General features: G+C 36.2%; 21 protein-coding genes. 6 read left to right on the top strand and 15 right to left on the bottom strand.

The genetic code is table 11. The features are described 5' to 3' along the window. Window positions 1-17 precede the first annotated feature (17 nt). The gene (locus PBT91_RS01270; protein WP_270060004.1) at window positions 18-1610 is read right to left on the bottom strand and encodes an ATP-dependent DNA ligase; all 1593 of its coding nucleotides are present in this window, start codon (window positions 1608-1610) and stop codon (window positions 18-20) included. After that, a complete protein-coding gene (locus PBT91_RS01265; protein WP_270060003.1) occupies window positions 1607-2623 on the bottom strand; it encodes a ligase-associated DNA damage response exonuclease in 1017 nt (338 codons plus the stop codon). Before PBT91_RS01265 ends, PBT91_RS01270 begins: the two co-directional genes overlap by 4 nt. A gap of 209 nt (window positions 2624-2832) precedes the next feature. Here PBT91_RS01265 and PBT91_RS01260 point away from each other — a divergent pair, with 209 nt between their 5' ends. After that, window positions 2833-3261 (top strand): TerB family tellurite resistance protein, encoded by a 429-nt coding sequence (locus PBT91_RS01260; RefSeq protein ID WP_270060002.1) that lies wholly within the window; start codon window positions 2833-2835, stop codon window positions 3259-3261. On the opposite strand, the gene fbp is transcribed toward PBT91_RS01260, so the two are convergent. Continuing rightward, window positions 3258-4268 (bottom strand): class 1 fructose-bisphosphatase, encoded by a 1011-nt coding sequence (gene fbp / locus PBT91_RS01255; protein WP_270060001.1) that lies wholly within the window; start codon window positions 4266-4268, stop codon window positions 3258-3260. The genes PBT91_RS01260 and fbp overlap by 4 nt on opposite strands. A gap of 107 nt (window positions 4269-4375) precedes the next feature. Between fbp and PBT91_RS01250 the strand changes: the two genes are divergently transcribed. From PBT91_RS01250 to PBT91_RS01230, 5 genes are all read left to right on the top strand, one after another. Continuing rightward, window positions 4376-4858, top strand: coding sequence for a GNAT family N-acetyltransferase (locus PBT91_RS01250; protein WP_270060000.1), 483 nt, complete (start codon window positions 4376-4378; stop codon window positions 4856-4858). Between the two features lie 76 nt (window positions 4859-4934). After that, window positions 4935-5408, top strand: a complete 474-nt coding sequence (locus PBT91_RS01245; RefSeq protein WP_270059999.1) for a GNAT family N-acetyltransferase — start codon at window positions 4935-4937, stop codon at window positions 5406-5408. Window positions 5409-5411: 3 nt separating this feature from the next. Beyond that, window positions 5412-6668: an aspartate kinase gene (locus tag PBT91_RS01240; protein WP_270059998.1), complete on the top strand. Its 1257-nt coding sequence runs from the start codon at window positions 5412-5414 to the stop codon at window positions 6666-6668. A 46-nt stretch (window positions 6669-6714) separates the two neighbouring features. After that, window positions 6715-8517 (top strand): lysophospholipid acyltransferase family protein, encoded by a 1803-nt coding sequence (locus tag PBT91_RS01235; RefSeq protein WP_270059997.1) that lies wholly within the window; start codon window positions 6715-6717, stop codon window positions 8515-8517. Window positions 8518-8611: 94 nt separating this feature from the next. After that, entirely contained in the window at window positions 8612-9262 is a 651-nt protein-coding gene (locus tag PBT91_RS01230) for an SDR family oxidoreductase (protein WP_270059996.1), read from the top strand. A 55-nt stretch (window positions 9263-9317) separates the two neighbouring features. Here PBT91_RS01230 and PBT91_RS01225 read toward each other — a convergent pair whose 3' ends face one another. The 12 genes from PBT91_RS01225 to PBT91_RS01170 form a co-directional block, all read right to left on the bottom strand. Continuing rightward, window positions 9318-9734 (bottom strand): arsenate reductase ArsC, encoded by a 417-nt coding sequence (locus tag PBT91_RS01225; RefSeq protein WP_270059995.1) that lies wholly within the window; start codon window positions 9732-9734, stop codon window positions 9318-9320. A 227-nt stretch (window positions 9735-9961) separates the two neighbouring features. Next, window positions 9962-10945, bottom strand: a complete 984-nt coding sequence (locus PBT91_RS01220) for a 2-hydroxyacid dehydrogenase (protein WP_270059994.1) — start codon at window positions 10943-10945, stop codon at window positions 9962-9964. 271 nt (window positions 10946-11216) lie between these two features. After that, window positions 11217-12572, bottom strand: a complete 1356-nt coding sequence (mgtE, locus tag PBT91_RS01215; protein ID WP_270059993.1) for a magnesium transporter — start codon at window positions 12570-12572, stop codon at window positions 11217-11219. Further along, window positions 12556-13398 carry a 16S rRNA (adenine(1518)-N(6)/adenine(1519)-N(6))-dimethyltransferase RsmA gene (rsmA, locus tag PBT91_RS01210; RefSeq protein WP_270059992.1) on the bottom strand — a complete coding sequence of 281 codons (843 nt, stop codon included), beginning with the start codon at window positions 13396-13398 and terminating at the stop codon, window positions 12556-12558. Before rsmA ends, mgtE begins: the two co-directional genes overlap by 17 nt. Window positions 13399-13419: 21 nt before the next feature. Beyond that, a complete protein-coding gene (locus PBT91_RS01205; RefSeq protein ID WP_270059991.1) occupies window positions 13420-13728 on the bottom strand; it encodes a DUF4286 family protein in 309 nt (102 codons plus the stop codon). A 113-nt stretch (window positions 13729-13841) separates the two neighbouring features. After that, window positions 13842-14270, bottom strand: a complete 429-nt coding sequence (locus PBT91_RS01200; protein WP_270059990.1) for a hypothetical protein — start codon at window positions 14268-14270, stop codon at window positions 13842-13844. Continuing rightward, on the bottom strand, window positions 14267-16051 hold the full coding sequence (locus PBT91_RS01195; RefSeq protein ID WP_270059989.1) for a tetratricopeptide repeat protein: 1785 nt from the start codon (window positions 16049-16051) through the stop codon (window positions 14267-14269). The genes PBT91_RS01200 and PBT91_RS01195 overlap by 4 nt, the downstream gene beginning before the upstream one ends. Before the next feature lie 46 nt (window positions 16052-16097). Beyond that, the gene (gene serS, locus PBT91_RS01190) at window positions 16098-17369 is read right to left on the bottom strand and encodes a serine--tRNA ligase (RefSeq protein ID WP_270059988.1); all 1272 of its coding nucleotides are present in this window, start codon (window positions 17367-17369) and stop codon (window positions 16098-16100) included. 67 nt (window positions 17370-17436) lie between these two features. Beyond that, window positions 17437-18759 carry an HTTM domain-containing protein gene (locus PBT91_RS01185; RefSeq protein WP_270059987.1) on the bottom strand — a complete coding sequence of 441 codons (1323 nt, stop codon included), beginning with the start codon at window positions 18757-18759 and terminating at the stop codon, window positions 17437-17439. Beyond that, on the bottom strand, window positions 18749-19687 hold the full coding sequence (locus tag PBT91_RS01180; protein WP_270059986.1) for a bifunctional riboflavin kinase/FAD synthetase: 939 nt from the start codon (window positions 19685-19687) through the stop codon (window positions 18749-18751). The genes PBT91_RS01185 and PBT91_RS01180 overlap by 11 nt, the downstream gene beginning before the upstream one ends. Before the next feature lie 6 nt (window positions 19688-19693). Then, a complete protein-coding gene (pth, locus tag PBT91_RS01175; RefSeq protein ID WP_270059985.1) occupies window positions 19694-20323 on the bottom strand; it encodes an aminoacyl-tRNA hydrolase in 630 nt (209 codons plus the stop codon). 130 nt (window positions 20324-20453) lie between these two features. Next, window positions 20454-21098, bottom strand: coding sequence for a 50S ribosomal protein L25/general stress protein Ctc (locus PBT91_RS01170; protein ID WP_270059984.1), 645 nt, complete (start codon window positions 21096-21098; stop codon window positions 20454-20456). Between the last annotated feature and the right edge of the window lie 34 nt (window positions 21099-21132).

The following is a 21132-nucleotide window of genomic DNA, read 5'->3' as shown; positions in this document are numbered from 1 at the left end:
ATTTCGACTATCTATCGCTACGGGATTAAAGCTTTTAAATCTTCCAACGTATTTGCTTCTTCAATTTTTTTATCGGTTCGCCAACGCAGAATTCTTGGAAATCTTGTGGCCACACCACTTTTATGACGTTTCGATTCGGCTATTCCTTCAAAAGCAACTTCAAATACGTGATGTGGAGTCACGCTTCGAACCGGGCCAAAACGTTCTAAAGTATTTTTCTTAATCCAGGCATCTAATTTTCGAAATTCAGCATCGGTTAAACCGCTATAGGCTTTGGCAAAAGTGACCAATTCTTCCTTCTCTTCGTCCCATAATCCAAATGTATAATCGGTAAACAAATTACTTCGCCTACCGTGACCTCGCATTGCATAAGTAAGCACAGCATCGATGGTTAATGGATCGACTTTCCACTTCCACCAATCGCCTTTTTTACGCCCAACCAAATACGGCGAATCTAAGCGCTTCAGCATTAATCCTTCCGATTTCACTTCTCGAGATCGTTCTCTTTCTTCAGCGGCTTCTTCCCAAGTTTTAAACTGAATGGTATGCGATAAATGCAAGGGTAATTCATCCGATTTTACTTCGGTATGTAATTTTTCTAAAATCACTCTACGATCCTGAAAAGCTTTTTGCCGAATATCTTCACCTTTCCATTCTAAAACATCATAAGCTTTTAAAATTACCGGTGTTTTTTTCAGTAGATTTTTTGAAATGGTTTTTCGACCAATTCGAGTCTGCAAATCTTTGAAAGTTCCTATTCCACCATCTGGAAAGGGCAAAATTTCACCATCAATCACCGTTCCGTTTGGGATAATGCCTACAAACTTTTCAAACTCGGGATATTTATCGGTTACCAGTTCTTCCCCGCGACTCCACACAAATAATTCGTCATTTCGAACAATTACCTGCGATCTTATGCCGTCCCATTTATGCTCGGCACTCCACTCCGCCACATCCCCTAAATCTTCCGGCTTATCTTCAATAGCATAAGCTAGATAAAATGGATAGGGTTTCGATAAAAAATCCTCTTCATTTTCTTCTAAAATCAGTTTGGTGTATGTCGTTTTCGCCGGATTCCAATCGCCCATTAATTTATAAGCTAAAATATCTTCGTCGATACTGGTCGCTTTAGAAAGCGCACGCGTCATTAACTTCTGACTTACTCCAATTCGAAAACTTCCGGTGATCAGTTTGGTAAACACAAAACGTTCGTAATAATTTAAACTGAGCCAATTTTCTTTTAGATATTCTTTTTTTTCTTCTTCAGATCTTGGTTTTAAATCGATGATTTCCTGTAAAAACTGACTTAAACTTTTTTCTGAAGATGCCTCAGAAGGCGGAATAACCAGTGATATAGTTTCCGCTAAATCTCCCACGATATGATAAGATTCTTCAAACAACCAAAGTGGAATATTTGCAATTTCTGAAGCCCAACCGCGCATTAAAGTAGTATTTACTGGCCTTGGTGGTCTACGATGTGCAAGAATTGCAATTGTCCAAACTTTGTCTCGATCGGGAGCATTATTGAAGTATTTGGTTAATGCTTCAACTTTTAGCGTTGTTTTATTAGTGGTATCTAATGTTTTTATCAATTCTGCAAACTGTTTCATTCGTCTTCGGTTTTAGAAGTTTGCTCAGCATTTTCTTCCTCATACTGCGTTTGCTCGGTTCTTGCATCATACCCAAGCTCTCGAAGATATTTTGAAAATATATCGGTATATCCGTGCGTACAAATAATTTTTTCGGCTCCTGTTTCTTTAATTGAAGATAATAAACCTTGCCAATCACAATGGTCTGAAAGCACAAAACCACGATCGATAGCCCTACGCCTTCTAGCTCCCCGAAAGGTCATCCAACCACTCGCCGATGCAGTAACATAGGGTACCATTTTTTTGATCCACGGGGTTCCGTGCGCGCTAGGTGGTGCCACTACTATATTTCCTTTAATTTCTTCTTTTTTTACGTCACGAGTTATTCTGGTAGTTTCTGGCATTTCAAGTTGTGGGCGTAATACTTCTGTCATATTTTCGATGGCTCCATGCGTATAAATTTTACCAATCGAAGTATCTAAATACTTCAACAATCGTTGTGCTTTCCCTAACGAATAACCAAAAATTACCGATGTCTTTCCTTCCGATTGATTTTGTTGCCACCAGTTATTAATTTCAGCAAAAACTTCTTCTTGCGGTTGCCATTTAAAAGCCGGTAATCCGAATGTACATTCGGTAATAAAAGTGTGGCATTTTACGGGCTCGTACGGAGTTGCCACGCCATCATCTTCGGTTTTATAATCACCGGTAAATACCCAAACCTCTCCTTTGTGTTCTACTCTAATTTGAGCCGAACCTATAATATGACCAGCAGGATGGAAAGAAAACTTTACGTTATTAATCGTAAAAGTTTCATTCCAATCTTTTCCGCTAACGTTAATATCACCTAATCGATGTTTTATAATCGGGATATTACTATGGTGGGTAATATATTTTTTATGTCCCCAACGGGAATGATCTGCATGCCCATGCGATATAATTGCTTTATCTACTGCTCGCCACGGATCCAGATATACATCGGCTTGGGCGCAGTAAATTCCGTTATCATTAAAAGCTAGTAAAGGTGTGGACATTTAATTTTTATTTTTTAAAACAGCACCTAACTTTATTTAAAAGCTCCTAATTACTTTAGAAGAAGTGCCGTAATAAATGAAATTAGTTAAATTTTGAACCTCAAAAAAACGATTAGGAAAAGATTAGGAAATGTTCGGTTTGTGAAAAAACTAATTTTTCAGCTAAATTTTAAAGCCTTTATTTATATTTGCTGGCAAAATCCCTAAATATGTCATTTTCAGATTTATTCGGCTCGGGAGAGCATTTAAGAAATTTAAGCCATTTTGCTGCAATTGTAAACCTTGCAGCTATAGACGGTGATATTAACGCTGAAGAAGAAGAGTTGCTAAAACGTTTCGCTAGAAAGCTAGATATCACAGAGAGTGAATACCAAAAAGTATTAGAAAATCCCAAAGCTTACCCTCTTACTCCTTCGCACGATACCGAGCGAAGACTGGAACGCCTTCACGATTTATTCAGAATCATTTTTGCAGACCATTTAATAGATGAGGAAGAAGCCGAACTGATTAAACGTTACGCTATTGGTCTTGGTTTTTCCAGCCAGGCTTCAGAAACTATAATTAAAAGATCTATCCAAATTTTTAGTGGGCAGCTTTCTTTTGATGATTACCAGTATTTGTTAGATAAGCAGGATTAATCCTCATATTCTTTCATAAATTCTTCTGCTTTTTCTACCATTTTTTTGCTTCCGCAGAAAATTGGCGATCGCTCATGCAATTCTGTAGGCATAATATCCATTACGCGTTGGTAGCCATCACTGGCTTTTCCACCAGCTTGTTCTACAATAAAAGCCATAGGATTGCATTCGTATAGTAATCGAAGTTTTCCTTTTTCGTGTTTAGAGCTTTTTGGATAAATATAAATACCACCTTTAATCATGTTACGGTGAATATCTGAAACCATCGAACCAATGTATCTTGAAGTATAAGGACGATCGCCTTCTTCTTCCTGGCAGTACTTGATATATTTTTTTACACCCGTTGGGAAATGGGCATAATTTCCTTCGTTGATGGAATAAATATTTCCCTTTTCAGGAAATTTCATATTTGGGTGCGAAAGATACCAAGATCCTAAAGCCGGGTTTAAAGTAAAACCATTTACTCCGTGTCCAGTGGTGTACACGAGCATTGTTGAAGTTCCGTAGATAATATATCCTGCAGCCACCTGTAAATTTCCGGGCTGTAAAAAATCTTCAGAAGTTACCGGAGTTCCAATCGGCGTTACCCGGCGATAGATAGAAAATATCGTTCCTACAGATACATTTACATCAATATTAGAGCTTCCATCAAGAGGGTCCATCAGCACCACATATTTATTCTTGTGATCCTTTCGGCTACCCGCAATTGTAATGTATTCGTCGTTTTCTTCAGAAGCAATTCCGCAGACAATTTCTCTATTGGTAAGAGTTTGGATAAAGGTTTTGTTGGCGAAAACATCCAACTTTTGCTGATCTTCACCCTGAATATTTTGCTCTCCTACCGCTCCGGTTATATCTACAAGTCCTGCTTTATTTACCTCGTGATTTACTACTTTTGCAGCTAGACGAATGGAACGTATTAATCTTGATAATTCTCCCGTAGAGTATGGGAAATCTTGTTGATTGTCGATGATAAATTCACCGAGCGTTGGTCTGGTTTTAGTCATTTTGATTTACAGTAGTTTGTTATCAAATTTATTGAAAAAATGCCACCTTACAACGTTTTCGTAAACGTTTTAACACAAATAAAAACTTTAACCAAAAAATCTCTAATATGAAAATTGAAGTTAGAAAGGCTGCAAAGGAAGATATGCCAGCGGTACTTAGACTAATTAAAGAATTAGCAGAATTTGAAAAAGAGCCAGATGCTGTCGAAGTTTCTGTAGCAGATCTAGAAAGAGATGGATTTGGTGAGCATCCGCTTTTTGAATGCTTTATAGCTGAAACCGATGGTAAAATTGAAGGAATGGCTTTGTTCTATTATCGATATTCTACCTGGAAAGGGAAAACTATTCATTTAGAAGATCTGGTAGTTAGTGAAGCATATCGCGGAAAAGGACTTGGTAGCGCCTTATACAACAAAGTAATCGAATATTCTAAAGCGCAGGGTTGCAAAAGAACAGAATGGGTAGTATTAGATTGGAATACTAATGCAATTGAATTTTATAAAAACAGCGGCGCAACTGTTTTTGATGAGTGGAGAACCGTGCAAATGGACGAGGCTGCAATGCAATATTTTTGCAGCGAAAGGAGTTAATATAACGCAAAGTCCCACAAAACATAGGAGCTTCTAAAAGCTTATTGCTACTTTTGTTGCAACCAAACTAAAAATTATGGAATATCAGATACGGGAAGCCAAAAGGGAAGATATGCCCCAGGTGCTAGAATTGATTATGGAACTAGCCAAACACGAAAATGCGCCAGATCAGGTAGAAATATCGGTAGAAGATTTAGAAACCGAAGGTTTTGACAATGATAATTTTAAATGTTTTGTTGCCGATGTAGATGGCAAAATTGTAGGCATGGCATTAGTTTATTTTAGGTTTTCTACCTGGAAAGGCCGTACCGTGCATTTAGAAGATCTTATTGTTACTGAAAGTATGCGAGGTACCGGTTTAGGTGGAGCGCTATACAACCAAGTTGTAAAATACGGCTATGAACATGGCGTAAAACGTGTAGAATGGGTAGTTTCTGAAGGCAATAAAAATGCGATCGAATTCTATGAAAATACCGGAGCTGATATTAAAAAGAATTGGTTTACGGTTCACATGAATGAAAGTGTTATTAAAAAGAACATACAAAAATAGCGAATGAAAGTCTTCAAATTTGGAGGAGCTTCTGTAAAAGATGCAGAAGGCGTAAAAAATGTTTTAAAGGTTCTGGAGAAACACCATAATCCAGATAAATTGATTGTAATTTCAGCAATGGGTAAAACCACCAATGCGCTAGAAGCGATCATTTTAAAATATTTAGCCGGAAGTTCTCCAGAGGAAGAGATTGACCATCTGAAGCTTTTTCATTTCAATATTATCAATGCTTTATTTGAAAATAAGCAAGCCACAGTTTTCGAAAAAATAAATCATTTTTTTGAGAATCTTAGCAATTTTCTTCAGCATAATAAATCCGTACAATACGATTTTGTTTACGACCAGATTATAGGTTTTGGGGAATTAATTTCTACAACTATTGTTAGTGAATTCTTATCGCTAAACGGAATTAAGAATACCTGGATAGACGCCCGAGAATTTATTAAAACCGATAGCACCTATCGTGATGCGCAGGTGAATTGGGAAATTACCCAGAAAAAAATTATTGCTGAAATTAATCCTGAAACCATTACGATCACTCAGGGTTTTATAGGTTCAGATACTAATAATTTTACCACTAGTTTAGGTCGTGAAGGTAGCGACTATACCGCTGGGATATTTGCTTATTGTTTAAATGCTGAAAGCGTAACTATCTGGAAAGATGTTCCCGGAGTTTTAAATGCCGATCCTCGTGAATTTACTGAAACTACATTGCTGAACCAGATTTCTTATGAAGAAGCGATCGAACTTGCTTTTTATGGCGCTTCGGTAATTCATCCTAAAACATTGCAACCTTTACAGCGTAAGGAGATTCCACTTTTTGTGAAGTCTTTTTACCATCCAGAAAACGAGGGAACAAAAGTTTGCCGTGGCAATGGCTGCGCGGTAGTTCCGCAGATGCCTTGCTTTATTGTAAAGAAAAATCAGGCAATTATTTCTTTGTCTTCTTTAGATTTTTCGTTTATGGTTGAAGAAAATATTAGCGAAGTATTTCAGCTATTCCACCAATATCAAATGAAGGTTGATCTTATTCAGAATTCCGCCATCAGTTTTTCAGTTTGTGTAGATAACAAATTCAACCAGCTCGAAAAACTAATTCAACACTTAAAAGCAAAATTTCGCGTTAATTATCAAACTGGAGTTTCGTTGTATACTATTCGTCATTTTGATGAAAAAGCAATTACTTCCGTAGAAAAAGGAAAAAAGGTACTTTTAAAACAACTTACGCATAACACCGTACAAATGGTGACAGATTTTTAAAACCTTATTACCTATCTTTGTACATTTGATTAAAACCAACTAACCAATGGGATTTATAACCGCTAATGAAGTCGCCAGAGTAATGAATCTGGATAAACTAGGTTTTCTGGGAACCTCAGCAGGTTGGATGATCTTAAAAACAACAAAACTCTCCAGACTTAATAAAGAATATCAAAAACGAAAAGATCTTGAAGGAGTTGAGTTTATCGATTCTATCTTAGAAGCATTCGAGATCAAATTTGATATTCCTGAAAAGGATTTAAAGCGTATTCCCAAAAACGGTCCTTTTATCACCATTTCTAACCATCCGTTAGGAGGCATTGATGGTATGATATTGATGAAGCTTTTATTAGAGCAGCGGGACGATTACAAAATTATCGCCAATTTCTTGCTACATCGTCTGGATCCTTTGCGACCTTACATTATGCCGGTGAATCCCTTTGAAACTCACAAAGATGCAAAATCGAGCGTGGGTGGCATAAAAGAAGCGATTTCTCATTTAAAAGAAGGCCATGTACTAGGTATTTTTCCTGCGGGTGAAGTTTCTACTTACAAAGACGAAAAATTGATTGTAGACAAACCATGGGAGCCCGTTGCAATGCGTCTTATACAAAAGGCAAAAGTTCCCGTAGTACCTATTTATTTTCATGCGAAAAACAGTACTTTTTTCTACCGACTTGCGTCGATGAGCGATGTACTTAGAACGGCAAAGTTGCCCAGTGAAATGCTTTCACAAAAACGTAGAAAAATTAAGGTTCGTATTGGCAATCCAATTTCAGTAGAAGACCAGTTAGAGCACAAAGATCTGGAAACATTTACGGCCTACCTACGTCGTAAAACCTATATGCTCGCAAACGTGTTTGAAAAGAAGAAACTTTTCGAAAAAATTCCGCATTCATTAAAACTTCCTAAAACGCCTAAAAAGATTGCTTCGGAAACAAAATCTGAGCTCATGGAAGCGGAGGTTGAAAATTGCCGAAAAATGGACAAGCGATTGCTGATGTCTAAAAACTACGAGGTATTTTTAGCTAAGCGAAAAGTTATCCCAAATATCGTTCAGGAACTGGGTAGATTACGAGAAATAACCTTCCGTGAAATTGGAGAAGGCACTAATAATCCCGTTGATTTAGATCCTTTTGATGATTATTACTATCACTTGTTCCTTTGGGATAATGAAGCAAAGAAAGTAGCCGGAGCTTATAGAATGGGAATGGGATCTGAAATTTTTAAAGAATATGGAGTTAACGGTTTTTACCTTCAGGATCTTTTTAGATTTGAGCCAGAACTTTATAAAATGATGAGCGAATCTATAGAAATGGGTAGAGCTTTTATCATTAAAGATTATCAGCAAAAACCTATGCCTCTTTTTTTACTTTGGAAAGGTATTGTGCATTGCACCCTTAGATTCCCAGAACATAAATATCTTATTGGCGGAGTTAGCATTAGCAACAAATTCTCAAACTTCTCTAAGTCTTTGATGATTGAGTTTATGCGATCCAATTATTACGACCCTTATATTGCGCAATACATTCGACCCAAAAAAGAATTTAAGGTCATTTTGGAAGATGCAGATAAGGACATTGTATTCGATAAAAGTGAAGCCGATTTAAACAAATTCGATAAAATTATCGATGAAATTGAACCGGAAAATCTTCGTCTACCAGTGCTTATCAAGAAATACATCAAACAGAATGCAAAGGTGGTCGCTTTTAATGTAGATCCGCTATTCAATAACGCTGTGGATGGCCTTATGTATATTAGAATTGCCGATATCCCTGAAAGTACCGTTAAACCGGTTATGGAAGAACTGCAAAAAGAACTGGAAGAAAAACATAATCAGAATCAATAATTATTACCAGCTGTTAATTTCGTGTTATTCCCTATTGCAGCTTAGGTAAATTTTATTTCAATTATTATATTCCTCGAAAACAGAAAAGAAAAAAATGGAAAATATATTGATCGCCGGTGCAACCGGATCTACAGGAAAAAGAATTATCGAAATACTAAACAACTCTGAGAGTTTTAGCCCTATGGCTATGATCAGAAAAGAAGAGCAAAGACAGATCTTTGAAGATATGGGGGTAGAAAGTATTTTGGCCGATTTAGAAGAAGATGTATCTCATGCTTTTAAAGGTGTGGACAAAGTAATTTTTGCTGCTGGATCTGGCGGAAGTACAGGACCAGAAAAGACGACCGCAATAGACCAGGAAGGAGCAATTAAAATGATTGATGGCGCTAAAGCAAGCGGCGTGAAAAAATTTGTGATGCTAAGTTCTATGGGTACAGACAGCCCGGAAGATGGTGGAGATTTGGAACATTATTTAAGAGCTAAGAAAAAAGCAGACGATCATCTTCGTGCCAGCGGAATGCCTTTTACCATCGTACAACCCGGAAGTTTAAATGACGAAATGGGTCGCGCTCGTGTAAAAGTTGCCGAAAAACTTGAGGAGTACGGAGAAATTTCTAGAGATGATGTCGCGTTTTTATTGGTAATGTCTTTAGCAGATCCGCTTACTAAAAATATGAGTTATCAAGCCGTTGAAGGTGAAACTCCGGTAAAACAGGCCTTAATAGAACTTAGTGGAATTGGATAAACTTCTAATTTAAATTAGATAAAGAAAAAAGAATGGTACGCCATTCTTTTTTTGTTTAAAGATTTTCCTTTACGAAAGATCGGCAATAATCTTTTATTTGGTTTCTTGTCGCCTCAAAAGCATCATATATTTTTTGATTATCTCCTTTTACTTTTGAAGGATCTTTAAAGTTTTTATGCATTCTAACAGCCTTCTTAGAGAAAATATCGGGAGAGAACTCTTTCGCATGATCACATACGGTAATAATAAAGTCGAAATCTATATTTATATACTCATCAATAAGATTGCAAGAATGCTCACGAATATCTATCCCGTCTTCTTGCATTATAGCTATGGCTTTGGGATTTATACCATGTTTTTCTATCCCAGCACTATAGATATTTGCTTTTTTGAAAGAAAAATATTTTAAATATGCATGGGCAATCTGGCTGCGACAAGAATTACCAGTACATAACACAAGAATATTTTTCATGCCTTTTAATTCAGTGATACATTACAGATTTAAATTCCTCAGAATAGATTACTGAAAAAGTGGTGTGTCTCACGAAAATAGAAAGCATTTTTGGACTCTTTGTTTCTGAATTGTTAAGCATTGCTACCACAACATGAAGAAATATATTGTCGTACAAAATGTTATAAAATAAAACTGCCTGAAATATTTAATATCTCAGGCAGCTGAACATTTAAAAAGCTTATCACTTATTCTTGGGGCTCTCCTTTACCAAAAGCATCGATAATTTTATTAGCGGTTACTGTAGCTAATTTTTCATGAGATTCTTGCGTCCATCCTGCAACATGCGGACTCAAAATGGTATTTGGCATAAACATTAACTCTCGCATAGCTTCAGGCAAGGATTCTCCTGCGCTTATAGCCACATTCTTCTTATTGGCAAATAAACTTTCAAAAGATGCTTTTTCGTATTCTAGAACGTCTAATCCTGCTCCTAATACTCTTCCAGATTTTAGTGCCTCTACTAAATCTTCAGTTTCTACATTTTTTCCACGAGCGGTATTAACAAACCAAAATGGTTTCTGAAAAGATTCTATAAAATCTTTATTTATCATTTTGTTTGTTTGCTCGGTCCATGGAGTATGCAAGCTTACTACATCACATTTCTGAGTGAATTCTTCCCAATCTACCTGCGTAGCATTACTATCTTCTACATCTTCTTTAATATCGTAACAAAGTACTTCTACGTCAAAACCTCGTAATTTTCTTGAAAAAGCCTTCCCCATATTACCGTAACCTATGATACCTACAGTTTTCCCGTCCAACTCTATACCACGGTTATCTTCACGATTCCAAAGTCCTTCTCTTACTTCTCTATCAGCTTTATTTAGCTTATTAAAAAGAGAAAGTAACATGCCTAAAGTGTGTTCCCCTACAGCATTTCGATTCCCTTCAGGAGCAGAAAATAATTTAACTCCGCATTCTTCTGCATATTCCACATCTATATTTTCCAATCCAGCTCCTACTCTAGCAATAAACTTAAGATTAGGTGCCGCATCAAGAAAATCTTTATCGATAGAATATCTACTTCTTATTACAATCCCATCATATAAATGTTGATTTTGTAGGGTCTCTTCTCGACTTTGTGAAAATCCTTCAATATTGTGATGCCCTGCATCTGCTAATAACTTCATCAAACTTGGATGATTGGTATCAGCGTGTAAAATGATCATTTTAATCGTTTTTTATTAATATTTTGTTTTGGCTATTGTTTGAATCGCACCAGCATTTCAGCAAAAAATCAGAAACCAGATATTTTACATTTTTCAATAGTTTTCTGAAAAAAATAGAATCTAAAGTTGTGACAGATTTAGCTGTAATTATAAAGCTAAATCTGCTTTCTAAATGAAATTGTTGAAAATAGGGAAGTGTCATATTCAACCAATACAATAACCTGCAAATTTAAGCAATGCCGGCAATATGAGGAAGAAATATGGAAATTTCTTAAAAACCAAGAATGGCTTTCGCGATTAAAAAATAGGTAAGAATACCAAAAACATCATTACTGGTCGTAATAAATGGCCCGGTAGCTACAGCGGGATCAATTTTGTTTTTATCTAAAATTATTGGAATAATTGTGCCAATCATAGCAGCAAGAAGTATAACCGCAATTAATGCGATACCAACGCTTATAGATTCTTTAAAACTTGTACCAAATCCAAAATGACTTATACCAAAAACAATTAAAGCGATACAAAGACCATTTAACAAGGCCAATGAAATTTCTTTAACCAAGCGTTTAGCAATTATATTTCCTTTTAAACTACCATTGGCTAATCCCTGCACTACGATAGCACTAGATTGTACACCAACGTTCCCGGCAGTTGCCTGGATTAATGGCACAAACAATAACAATTTAGGAAAAACAGACATGGTATCCTGAAATCCGCTAATAATCCCGGCGGCTCCTAATCCTCCAAACATCCCGATTAATAACCATGGTAGACGTGCTCTTGTTTGCTTAAAAATATTATCATCTGCCTCTACACCTTCAGAAATACCGGCAGCCATTTGATAGTCACGCTCGGCTTCTTCTTTAATAAAATCTACAATATCATCGATAGTAATTCGCCCAACCAATCTTCGCATTTCATCTATAACAGGAATAGCTTCTAAATCGTATTTCTGCATTATTCTGGCGACTTCTTCACCTTCTGTATGCACATTTACATAATCTACATTAGGTATATAAATATCACGAATATTAGCGTTGCTAGGCGCGGTTAGCAGATCTTTAAGAGACAATCTACCCTTAAGATGATTCTTGTGATCTACTACATAAATTGAATGTACTCTGGTCACGTTTTCAGCTTGCGCTCTCATCTCGGTCATACAGCCAGTAACACTCCAGTTTTCTTTAACACGCACAAGTTCTTTGGCCATTAAACCACCCGCAGAATCTTCGGGATATCGTAAAAGCTCTACAATATCTTCGGCATGTTGCTCATCCTGAATTTCAGAAATCACCTGCTTTTGAAGCTCTGGTGAAAGCTCGTTCATGATATCGGCAGCATCATCGGTATCCATCTCCACCAACTCATCTGCAATTTCTCTGGCAGAAAGTTTGTCGAGAATACGTTCTCTTACCCCTTCTTCAAGCTCCATTAAAGCTTCAGAAGTTTTTTCGCTATCTAAAAGTTTAACTACATAGGTAGCCTCGTCCAGGCTAAGTTCAGTAATAATTTCAGCAATATCGGCATGGTGAACATCTTCTAAATGCAATAACAATTCTTCATCGTTTTTTGTTTCGATGAGGAATTGAATTTTTTGAATCAGCTGGTCGCTAATTTGAAAGTGCATATGGCTCGATATTTAAGGTAAGTGAAATAAAATCTTGTGTACTGAGCTGCTCAGGTCGCTTGCCAAAGATAGCATCTTCCCTTAAACTATCGGGCAAATTAAGACTTTTTAAACTATTTCTTAAGGTTTTACGTCGTTGCTGAAATGCCATCTTTACCACTCTAAAAAAAAGGGCTTCATTACAGGGCAAATCGTAATCTTCTTTACGCGTTAGTCGCAATACACCACTATCTACTTTTGGCGGTGGATTAAAAACCGTTGGAGGTACGGTAAATAAATATTCAGCTTCGTAAAATGCCTGAGTTAATACTGAAAGAATACCGTATGCTTTACTTCCTTCTTTCTCACAAATTCGTTTTGCTACCTCTTTTTGAAACATCCCAGAAAATTCAGGAATCTGATCTCGCATGGCTAGCATTTTAAATACAATTTGCGTAGAAATATTATAAGGGAAATTTCCGGTAATTGCGAAAGGCTCTTCTCCAAAAACCTGAGTGAAATCGTATTTTAAAAAATCCTGTTCGTGGATTCTGCCATGCAGTTGTAAATAATTTGCATTTAGATATTCTACACTTTCTGTATCAATCTCTACAACATGAACTTCGGTATCTTTCTTCAATAGAAATTTAGTTAATACTCCCATCCCAGGGCCAATTTCCAAAACATATTTATAACCGGAAAGCGCTAAAGTATCAGCAATTTTTTCAGCAATACTTTCGTCATTTAGAAAATGTTGTCCTAAATGTTTTTTTGCTCTTACCTGCCCACTTAGATCTTCTGGTCTGGCTGGTGATTTAAAGTTCTTTCTAAATTTCTTTTTACTCATATTGTGTGTTTTAGCAACAACTTATTGCTCGTCTTCAACTTGAAGTTCGGTTGAGAACTCTACAAATTTCCCTTTAAACGGCTTTGTTTTGGCAACCATATTTGCGTGATCTTCTACGTAAAATGTTTTAAGGTAAGCCATGTTCTCTGCTGTGTATTGTACTGAATAGGTAATTCCTCCCATAGGTTCTTTCGCAAGGACTTTCGTCATTAATGCTTTTTTAAATTTACCTGTTGCTAGCATGGCAGGAATGTACTCAGATTTCATCCATTGCAACCAATCTTGATGCACATCTTCCTGAACGTTTGTAGTCACATTATAAATAACCATATTCTAAAATTTTATCCTGAATTTGCAAAAATACGAATCAAAAGCCTTGCAGCAAGTATTGATTAGAGGAATCGACAAACTAAATATTCAGTAATTGAATCGCTGCTGAATAATTACTTCTTTCCCCGAAAGTAGGAAAGAATAAGATTTAGAGGAAAAAGCAACTGAGCAGCAATAGTGATGGCAGCCGAAATCATTGTAAGCATCATTAAGGTTTCCTTTAAAGCATAATCGAATTCCAGATCATTTATAATTCCATAAAATATCAGCAAAAATAAAAGCCCAAATATGCTTATAAATACATGATAGGCCGTCATCCAATTAATAAGCTCTTTTTTAAAGAAATCCATTAACCAGTAGCAAACCCCAAATAATGCGTAAAATATTACGATTAATCCCGCAAAATGTTGATCGCGTATCGCATAATAGGTAGAATGAATATTAACCATACTTAAATGATCTTTATTAAACATCCCGTACATAAAAACCAGAGGAATGAATATCCAAAATAATTTATAGGATTTTGCTAATAATCGTTTCATTCGATGGAATCTCCTCTTAGTGACCTATATTTTTTACGCGCTTCTATAAAGTAAATACTATCCTCAAAATTAAACAAAATTTGCTCATAATATTGTTGCGCCTTTTCTGGTAAATTTAGTTGATTATTATAAAGTTCAGCTAAATTCCAGGCTGCATTATCTGCTAATAAATCGTCTCCGTAATTCGACAATATCGACAAGTAATTTTCTTCAGCTAAAAGATATAAACCTTCCAATTCGTAAAGCTGAGCTTGTTTAAATAATGCTTCGTCTTCAATCTTCTCCCCTTTATGCGCTACCAAAAGCTCAGTTAATTTAGTTATTGCTTGCTCATTTTTCTCCTGATAAGAAAGTAAATCTGCATGCGCATATTTCTTTAAAGCTACCTGGGTAGAATCTTCTAAACTATTATCTTTTATAAGTAAACTTAGCTCCATCGCATCGTTAGCGATTAACTGAGAAGTCGATTTTTTTAAAACATCCAACTGTGTTTGCGCCCATTCAAAATCGCCTTTATAATAACTTGTTTTTGCTACTTTAAATTGAGCATCCTGGGCAAGCTGATCGTTTTTAAGCATTTTTTGAACCTGAGTATACGTAATTAGCGCTTCGTTGAATTTTTGCTGAAGAACCAACACATCTGCAATCGCCATTTTAATGCGTGACTTATCATAGTTGTTTATTGCTTTAGCAAGCAGGCTTTTTAGCAAACTTTCGGCCTCTGCAACTTTTTCAGCTTTAAAGGCTAAAAATCGACCAAAATCAATTTGTAGCGGGATGGTCTCGACAGAACCTTTATGTTCTTCAATAACACTACGGAAGTTTTCTTCTATTTCATCATAATTTGCAGAAGTTGCTGTTTCTACATCTAAACTTAATTTTAGTTGTTGCACTCGAAGTTTGAAAGACTGTGGAGCTTCTTCTATAAGATAATTTGTTATTGTTTTTGCCGATTCTAGATCATCGTCTCTTTTTGCCGTATACACCAAATCTACTATAGGATTTAAATTTGACACCGCTGCTCGCTTATAAATAGCTTTCTCCTGGATTAATGCTTTGATATATTCTTTTTGCTGAACATACAACCAGCTAAGTATTTGGTTGTAAAAAGGATTTGGATCGGCTTGCAGCCGCTTAAGCAATGAATTTCTTAGCAACACATTAGGTTCAGCTGTTGCGTCTTCGGTTATAAAATTACCCAATTCGCGATTGGCATAAGGAAAATATTTTTCATCCTTAATCACCAAATTTAGATAACTTTCGAACATTTCTTGCAGTTTTCCTTGCTCTCCGTAAATTCTTGTAAGTTTTAATTCTAAACCGGCATTTGGCATTAACTCATTTGCTTTTTGGTAGGCTTTTGCTGCAAAATCCAGTAAACTGTACTTTTCAAAACTCATCCCAATCCCGAAGGCCTGACGAGGATTTTCCGCTAAAGCTTCCAGCGCTTTTTGATAATATTCTTCAGCTTTTGCTTCGGCTTTTTGCAACGCAAAATTGTGACCGATATCAATCAAAATACCGCTATTTTGTGGCGAATTTTCCAAACGATTTCTCAGTAGGGTTTCAGCTTCATCAAAACGTTCCAGTTGTTGTAACGAGCTTATTACTCCAAAATAAGCTTGCGGGTTATCGCCGGCAACTTTTAATGTTTTTTTGTAATAGGAAAGTGCTTTCTCGTATTCGCCTTTATCAAAGAAATTTTGAGCCAGTTGTAACGACTGCCCATTGATTTCTGAAGAAAAAAGAAATATAGATAATATTAAAATGAAAAAGCGCATCTTGTAAATATAACAAAATGCGCTTCTTTATAGAATAATTAAATGCTTAATCGATCATGTCGAAACCTGTGTAAGGCACAAGTACTTCCGGAATTTTAATCCCGTTTTCTGTTTGGTAATTCTCTAAGATTCCGGCTAAAACTCTTGGCAAGGCCAAAGCACTTCCGTTAAGCGTATGCACCAGTTCTTTTTTACCTTCTTTATTTTTATATCGAAGTTTTAAACGATTGGCCTGAAAAGTCTCAAAATTTGAAACTGAACTAATTTCTAACCAACGATCCTGCGCGGTAGAAAATACTTCGAAATCGTAAGTTAAAGCTGAAGTAAATCCTAAATCACCACCGCAAAGTCTCAAAATACGGTATGGCAATTGTAGATCTTTAAGCAGGTTTTTAATGTGATCTACCATTCCGTCTAAAGCTTCATAAGAATTCTCTGGTTTTTCGATTCTAACCAATTCTACTTTATCAAATTGATGTAAACGATTTAAACCACGAACATGAGCGCCATAAGATCCTGCTTCTCTTCTAAAACAAGGCGTATAACCTGTACAGGCGATTGGAAAATCTTTGTCGGTTAATAAATTATCGCGGTACATGTTGGTAATTGGCACCTCGGCAGTTGGGATCATATAAAGATCATCTTCTGTTATATGATACATTTGCCCTTCTTTATCTGGCAATTGCCCGGTACCATAACCAGAAGCTTCATTCACCATTAAAGGCAATTGATATTCTGAATATCCGGCATCTACCGCTTTATCTAAAAAGTAAGAAACCAACGCGCGTTGCAATCTTGCCCCTTTTCCTTTGTAAATAGGAAATCCTGCACCCGTCACTTTATTCCCAAGCTCAAAATCGATAATATCATATTTCTTTGCAAGTTCCCAGTGTGGCAAAGAACCTTCAGCTAAAACAGGAATATCACCTTCTTTATAAATTTCTTCGTTATCCTCTTCTGAATTTCCTGCAGGAACAGATTCTGTTGGAATATTTGGTACTGTATAAAGCAACTTTTCGAGCTCGGCAATAGTATTTGCTAAAAGCTCTGAGTATTTTTTAGAATCTTCTTTAAGTTTTCCTGTTTTCTCTTTAAGGAGATTAGCTTTTTGATGTTCTCCATTTTTAAACATCAAACCTATTTGCTTAGAAAGCTTATTAGATTCGGCCAAAGTATCATCAAGTTTGGTTTGAGTGGATCGACGTGTTTCGTCTAAACTCAATACCTCATCAAAAATAGATTCAGCATCAAAATTTCTTTTTTTAAGCGCTTTGATATACGCATCTTTATGCTCTTTGATGTTGTTAACTTGTAACATAAGGCCAATTAATTTTATCGCCGTTAATAATATTTTGAAGTCGCAAATGTAATAAAAGCGAAGCTAATTATTTATCTAAATTGGAAGGCAAAATCCAATCGTGATGCCCAAAATGATTCCACTCTTCATTAGCGATATCCACTTTGGGATCGATCAATCTTTCGTAAGATCGCCCATTTACCGAAACTCGTGCATTCACAAACACCTGTACGTCTTTGCCCTGCGCCGCGTATTCATCTTTTAAGCGCTGAGAAAATTGCCAGATCATATCGGGCTTCGAGTTGATCGCACCGAGCTGTTTTCTAGAAAGATAGTCTTGTTTTTTAACGAATACCGTATCTGTAGTACCTTTCTCTACAACTTTAAAAGTGGTTCTTCCGCTTTTTGTTCTAAGCATCATACGCCAGCTAAGACGATGCCCCTCTTCTGTCCACAAAACATTATCCTTAATAAACCAGTGGCGCAGCGGTAAAGAAATTTGCACTACAAACCATACGATTATGGCCAATTTCAACAATGCGTTTTGCTGCGGAACGATTACCTCATCACCGTTATAATGCGCTTTTTTATTCCGAAGTAAATATTTGTTCACTTTCTCTGTTGGAAAAAAGAATACACAAAATGCTAAAGATAAATACGGAAATATCCCAATATGAAATATAAAGCTATTGAATAAATGAAAGAATATCGCTAGTATAAAAAACGGAAGTCTAGTCCGCTTCCATAATAACATCGGCACTATTAATAAGTCGAAAATTAAACCGAAATAAGCAATAACCCATTTTATCCAATCTCGCTGAAGAAATTCGCCTACTAACCAGAAGTTTCTTTTTCCGTGCATTAACATCGCTGGCACTGTGGCATCCAACCAATCTGGATATAATTTAGCAATTGATGCAAAGGTGTAGACAATAAATAATTGCAAAACGATAAAAAGCCAAACCCATCTTGGCATCGATAGTGATCGAATGGCCTTATTTTTCCAGGCGTCGTAAGATAATGCTCTATGCGCCGGTAAAAACACCATGATAAAGCATAGCAACATTAAAAGATAATAGTGATTGTTGTAAGACGACTTTTGCATTAAATAAACCGACGCCCACATAACTGTATAGCAGGCCATCGAAAATCGATATTTAAAACCAATCATCACCAAAAGGCCAAAAACACCCATTAGGCCATAATAGTAATACATAAGATCTCCCGGCAATGGCTGCAAAAATTCGAAACCTATAAAATTGAAGGTAAAATCTGGTTCTACTAATGTGCGTCGCACCCAACCAGTAAAAATTCCTCCAAAAGCCTCAAGCGCAATTAATAATCCAAATGCTATTCTAAAAAATATTAATCCAGAATTATCTATCTGCTTAAAAAGCCATTTATTCCACATAGTTATCTTTTATATATTGATTGGAAAATGCTTGATCCTGGCGCATAGCCAATTTTAATTCTTCAACCGAATCAAATTTTTTCTCATCTCTAATTCTAATCAGTAAATCTATCTTAATAATTTTTCCGTAGAGATCTTTGTCAAGATCAAAGAAATAAGTTTCGATGGTTTTTGAAACGCCTCCAACAGTAGGATTAGTACCTATACTCATCATCCCAAAGAAATTTTCACCGTCTATTTTAGATCGCACTACGTAAACGCCATTTTTAGGAATAAGTTTGTAATCCTCTTCAACCTTTATATTAGCTGTAGGAAAACCAAATTCTTTTCCTAAACCACGGCCTCTTACCACTTCTCCTTCTACAGAAAATGGATGTTTTAAATAAGTATTTGCTTTTTCTACTAAGCCTTCTTCCAAAGCATTTCTAATCTTGGTAGAACTTACAGCAACTTCTTCGATATCCTGTCTTGTGATTTCTTCAACCTCAAAATCAAACTCTTCTCCAAAAGCTTTAAGGTCGTTAATATCTGCGGTACGATTTCTACCAAATCGATGATCGTAGCCAATAATCACTTTTTTAGCTTTAAGTTTTTCCACCAAAATTTCTTTTACAAATTCTCTAGCGCTTAATCTGGAAAACTGCATGGTAAAAGGATGGATTACCAAATGATGGATACCACTTTGTTCTAAAATTTCGGTACGCTCAAAAATAGTATTAATTAACTTTATACCACTTTCTTTTTGCAAAACCATTCTGGGGTGCGGAAAAAATGTAAGAATTACAGATTCTAAGTTATTGACTTTTGCACTATCAACTAAACGTGCTATAATTTTTTGATGCCCTGCATGCACTCCGTCAAACGTACCAATGGTTACTACCGTTGGTTTCTCACTCTCAAACTCGTGTGCTCCTGTATGTATTTTCAAGGCTTCCTATTTTCCGTTAAATGAATTCATTGTATTAGAAACTCCCGCTGTACCAAAGGACGTTACTAATTCAGCCGATTTTTCTAATCGCTCTGGCATCTTTTTACGCTCCTCTTCGTCCCACTCGCCTAGCACGTAATCTATTTGCTGTCCTTGAGAAAATTCAGCACTTATACCAAATCTGAATCTATTATACTTAGTTGTATTCAGTTGATTTTGGATATCTTTTAAACCATTGTGCCCTCCATCGCTTCCTTTGGTTTTTAGACGCAAAGTTCCAAAAGGAAGATTAAGATCATCGGTCACTACAAGTAAATTCTCTACAGCGATTTTCTCTTTCTGAAGCCAATAATTTACGGCCTTCCCGCTAAGATTCATATATGTACTTGGCTTTAACAAAACAAAGGTTCTACCTTTAAATCGAAATTGAGCAACATCACCTAGTTTTTGTGTGATAAAAACAGCTTCGTGTTTTGCCGCTAATTCATCAAGAATTTTAAAACCAATATTGTGGCGTGTATTTTCATATTTTGGACCAATATTACCAAGGCCCGCGATTAAAAATTTCTTCATGGGATCTATATCTTCTTCTGTAGCTTTATTACTTTTTAAAATTCTTCCGAAGAACGACAGCATTTTATTTCTTTTGGTAAAGATAAAATTTTCACCTTGCTTTTAATAACGCCAATGCTAAAGTTCTTGCAAAAAAATATCCCGTATCAAAATTGATACGGGATATTTTAATAATATTCAGAAATAAAAGAGATTATTCTTTTACTGCTGCAACATCATCAGTTTCTGTAGATGGAACGTCTTGTGGATCTACATCGTCCTCATCCTCGTCATCGTCAATAGCAACGATGTTACGAGAAGTTCTAACCTGGCAGATTACTGTATTATCTGGGTGCTGAACTTTGTAATCTTCGCTTTCTACAGCAGTTACGTAAAGTTTTTGACCGATTTTTAATTTAGTAACATCTGCTTCGATGTAATCTGGAAGATCTCCTGGTAAACCACGTACTTTTAAGCGACGTAGGTTATATCTTAGTACACCACCATTTTTAACTCCACGAGCAACACCAACGGTATGGATTGGAATTTCCATAGTGATGTGCTTGTCGTCAAATATTTCGTAGAAATCAACGTGAAGAATATTATCAGTCACTGGGTGAAACTGAATATCCTGAAGAATTGCATTGTACTTTTCTCCACTTTTCAACTCGATTACTACAGTATGTACATCCGGTGTGTACACTAAGTGCTGGAATGAAATTTCCTCGGTTGTAAAGTGTAATGGCTCTGCATCACCACCATACAATACACAAGGAACCTGTCCAGCATTACGTAGCGCTTTAGTAGCTTTCTTACCTACGCTTTCTCTTTTAGATCCTTTGATCGTAATTGACTTCATTTTCTTATTTATTTTTAAGGAGTGCAAAATTGCA

It is taken from the genome of Zunongwangia sp. HGR-M22 (assembly GCF_027594425.1).
Taxonomy (GTDB): Bacteria; Bacteroidota; Bacteroidia; order Flavobacteriales; family Flavobacteriaceae; genus Zunongwangia.
Note: the sequence above shows the minus strand (reverse complement) of the source record. Positions and strands in the feature narration are given on the sequence as shown.

Excerpts from the sequence above, each read along its gene's own strand:
- PBT91_RS01230 (WP_270059996.1), top strand. The coding sequence starts at position 8,612 with ATGGAAAATATATTGATCGCCGGTGCAACCGGATCTACAGGAAAAAGA.
- rsmA (WP_270059992.1), bottom strand. The coding sequence starts at position 13,398 with ATGAGTAAAAAGAAATTTAGAAAGAACTTTAAATCACCAGCCAGACCA.
- PBT91_RS01240 (WP_270059998.1), top strand. The coding sequence starts at position 5,412 with ATGAAAGTCTTCAAATTTGGAGGAGCTTCTGTAAAAGATGCAGAAGGC.
- PBT91_RS01205 (WP_270059991.1), bottom strand. The coding sequence starts at position 13,728 with ATGGTTATTTATAATGTGACTACAAACGTTCAGGAAGATGTGCATCAA.
- PBT91_RS01235 (WP_270059997.1), top strand. The coding sequence starts at position 6,715 with ATGGGATTTATAACCGCTAATGAAGTCGCCAGAGTAATGAATCTGGAT.
- PBT91_RS01200 (WP_270059990.1), bottom strand. The coding sequence starts at position 14,270 with ATGAAACGATTATTAGCAAAATCCTATAAATTATTTTGGATATTCATT.
- serS (WP_270059988.1), bottom strand. The coding sequence starts at position 17,369 with ATGTTACAAGTTAACAACATCAAAGAGCATAAAGATGCGTATATCAAA.
- PBT91_RS01270 (WP_270060004.1), bottom strand. The coding sequence starts at position 1,610 with ATGAAACAGTTTGCAGAATTGATAAAAACATTAGATACCACTAATAAA.
- PBT91_RS01220 (WP_270059994.1), bottom strand. The coding sequence starts at position 10,945 with ATGATCATTTTACACGCTGATACCAATCATCCAAGTTTGATGAAGTTA.
- pth (WP_270059985.1), bottom strand. The coding sequence starts at position 20,323 with ATGCTGTCGTTCTTCGGAAGAATTTTAAAAAGTAATAAAGCTACAGAA.
- fbp (WP_270060001.1), bottom strand. The coding sequence starts at position 4,268 with ATGACTAAAACCAGACCAACGCTCGGTGAATTTATCATCGACAATCAA.
- PBT91_RS01245 (WP_270059999.1), top strand. The coding sequence starts at position 4,935 with ATGGAATATCAGATACGGGAAGCCAAAAGGGAAGATATGCCCCAGGTG.
- PBT91_RS01260 (WP_270060002.1), top strand. The coding sequence starts at position 2,833 with ATGTCATTTTCAGATTTATTCGGCTCGGGAGAGCATTTAAGAAATTTA.
- PBT91_RS01170 (WP_270059984.1), bottom strand. The coding sequence starts at position 21,098 with ATGAAGTCAATTACGATCAAAGGATCTAAAAGAGAAAGCGTAGGTAAG.
- PBT91_RS01250 (WP_270060000.1), top strand. The coding sequence starts at position 4,376 with ATGAAAATTGAAGTTAGAAAGGCTGCAAAGGAAGATATGCCAGCGGTA.
- PBT91_RS01195 (WP_270059989.1), bottom strand. The coding sequence starts at position 16,051 with ATGCGCTTTTTCATTTTAATATTATCTATATTTCTTTTTTCTTCAGAA.
- PBT91_RS01225 (WP_270059995.1), bottom strand. The coding sequence starts at position 9,734 with ATGAAAAATATTCTTGTGTTATGTACTGGTAATTCTTGTCGCAGCCAG.
- PBT91_RS01265 (WP_270060003.1), bottom strand. The coding sequence starts at position 2,623 with ATGTCCACACCTTTACTAGCTTTTAATGATAACGGAATTTACTGCGCC.
- PBT91_RS01185 (WP_270059987.1), bottom strand. The coding sequence starts at position 18,759 with ATGTGGAATAAATGGCTTTTTAAGCAGATAGATAATTCTGGATTAATA.
- mgtE (WP_270059993.1), bottom strand. The coding sequence starts at position 12,572 with ATGCACTTTCAAATTAGCGACCAGCTGATTCAAAAAATTCAATTCCTC.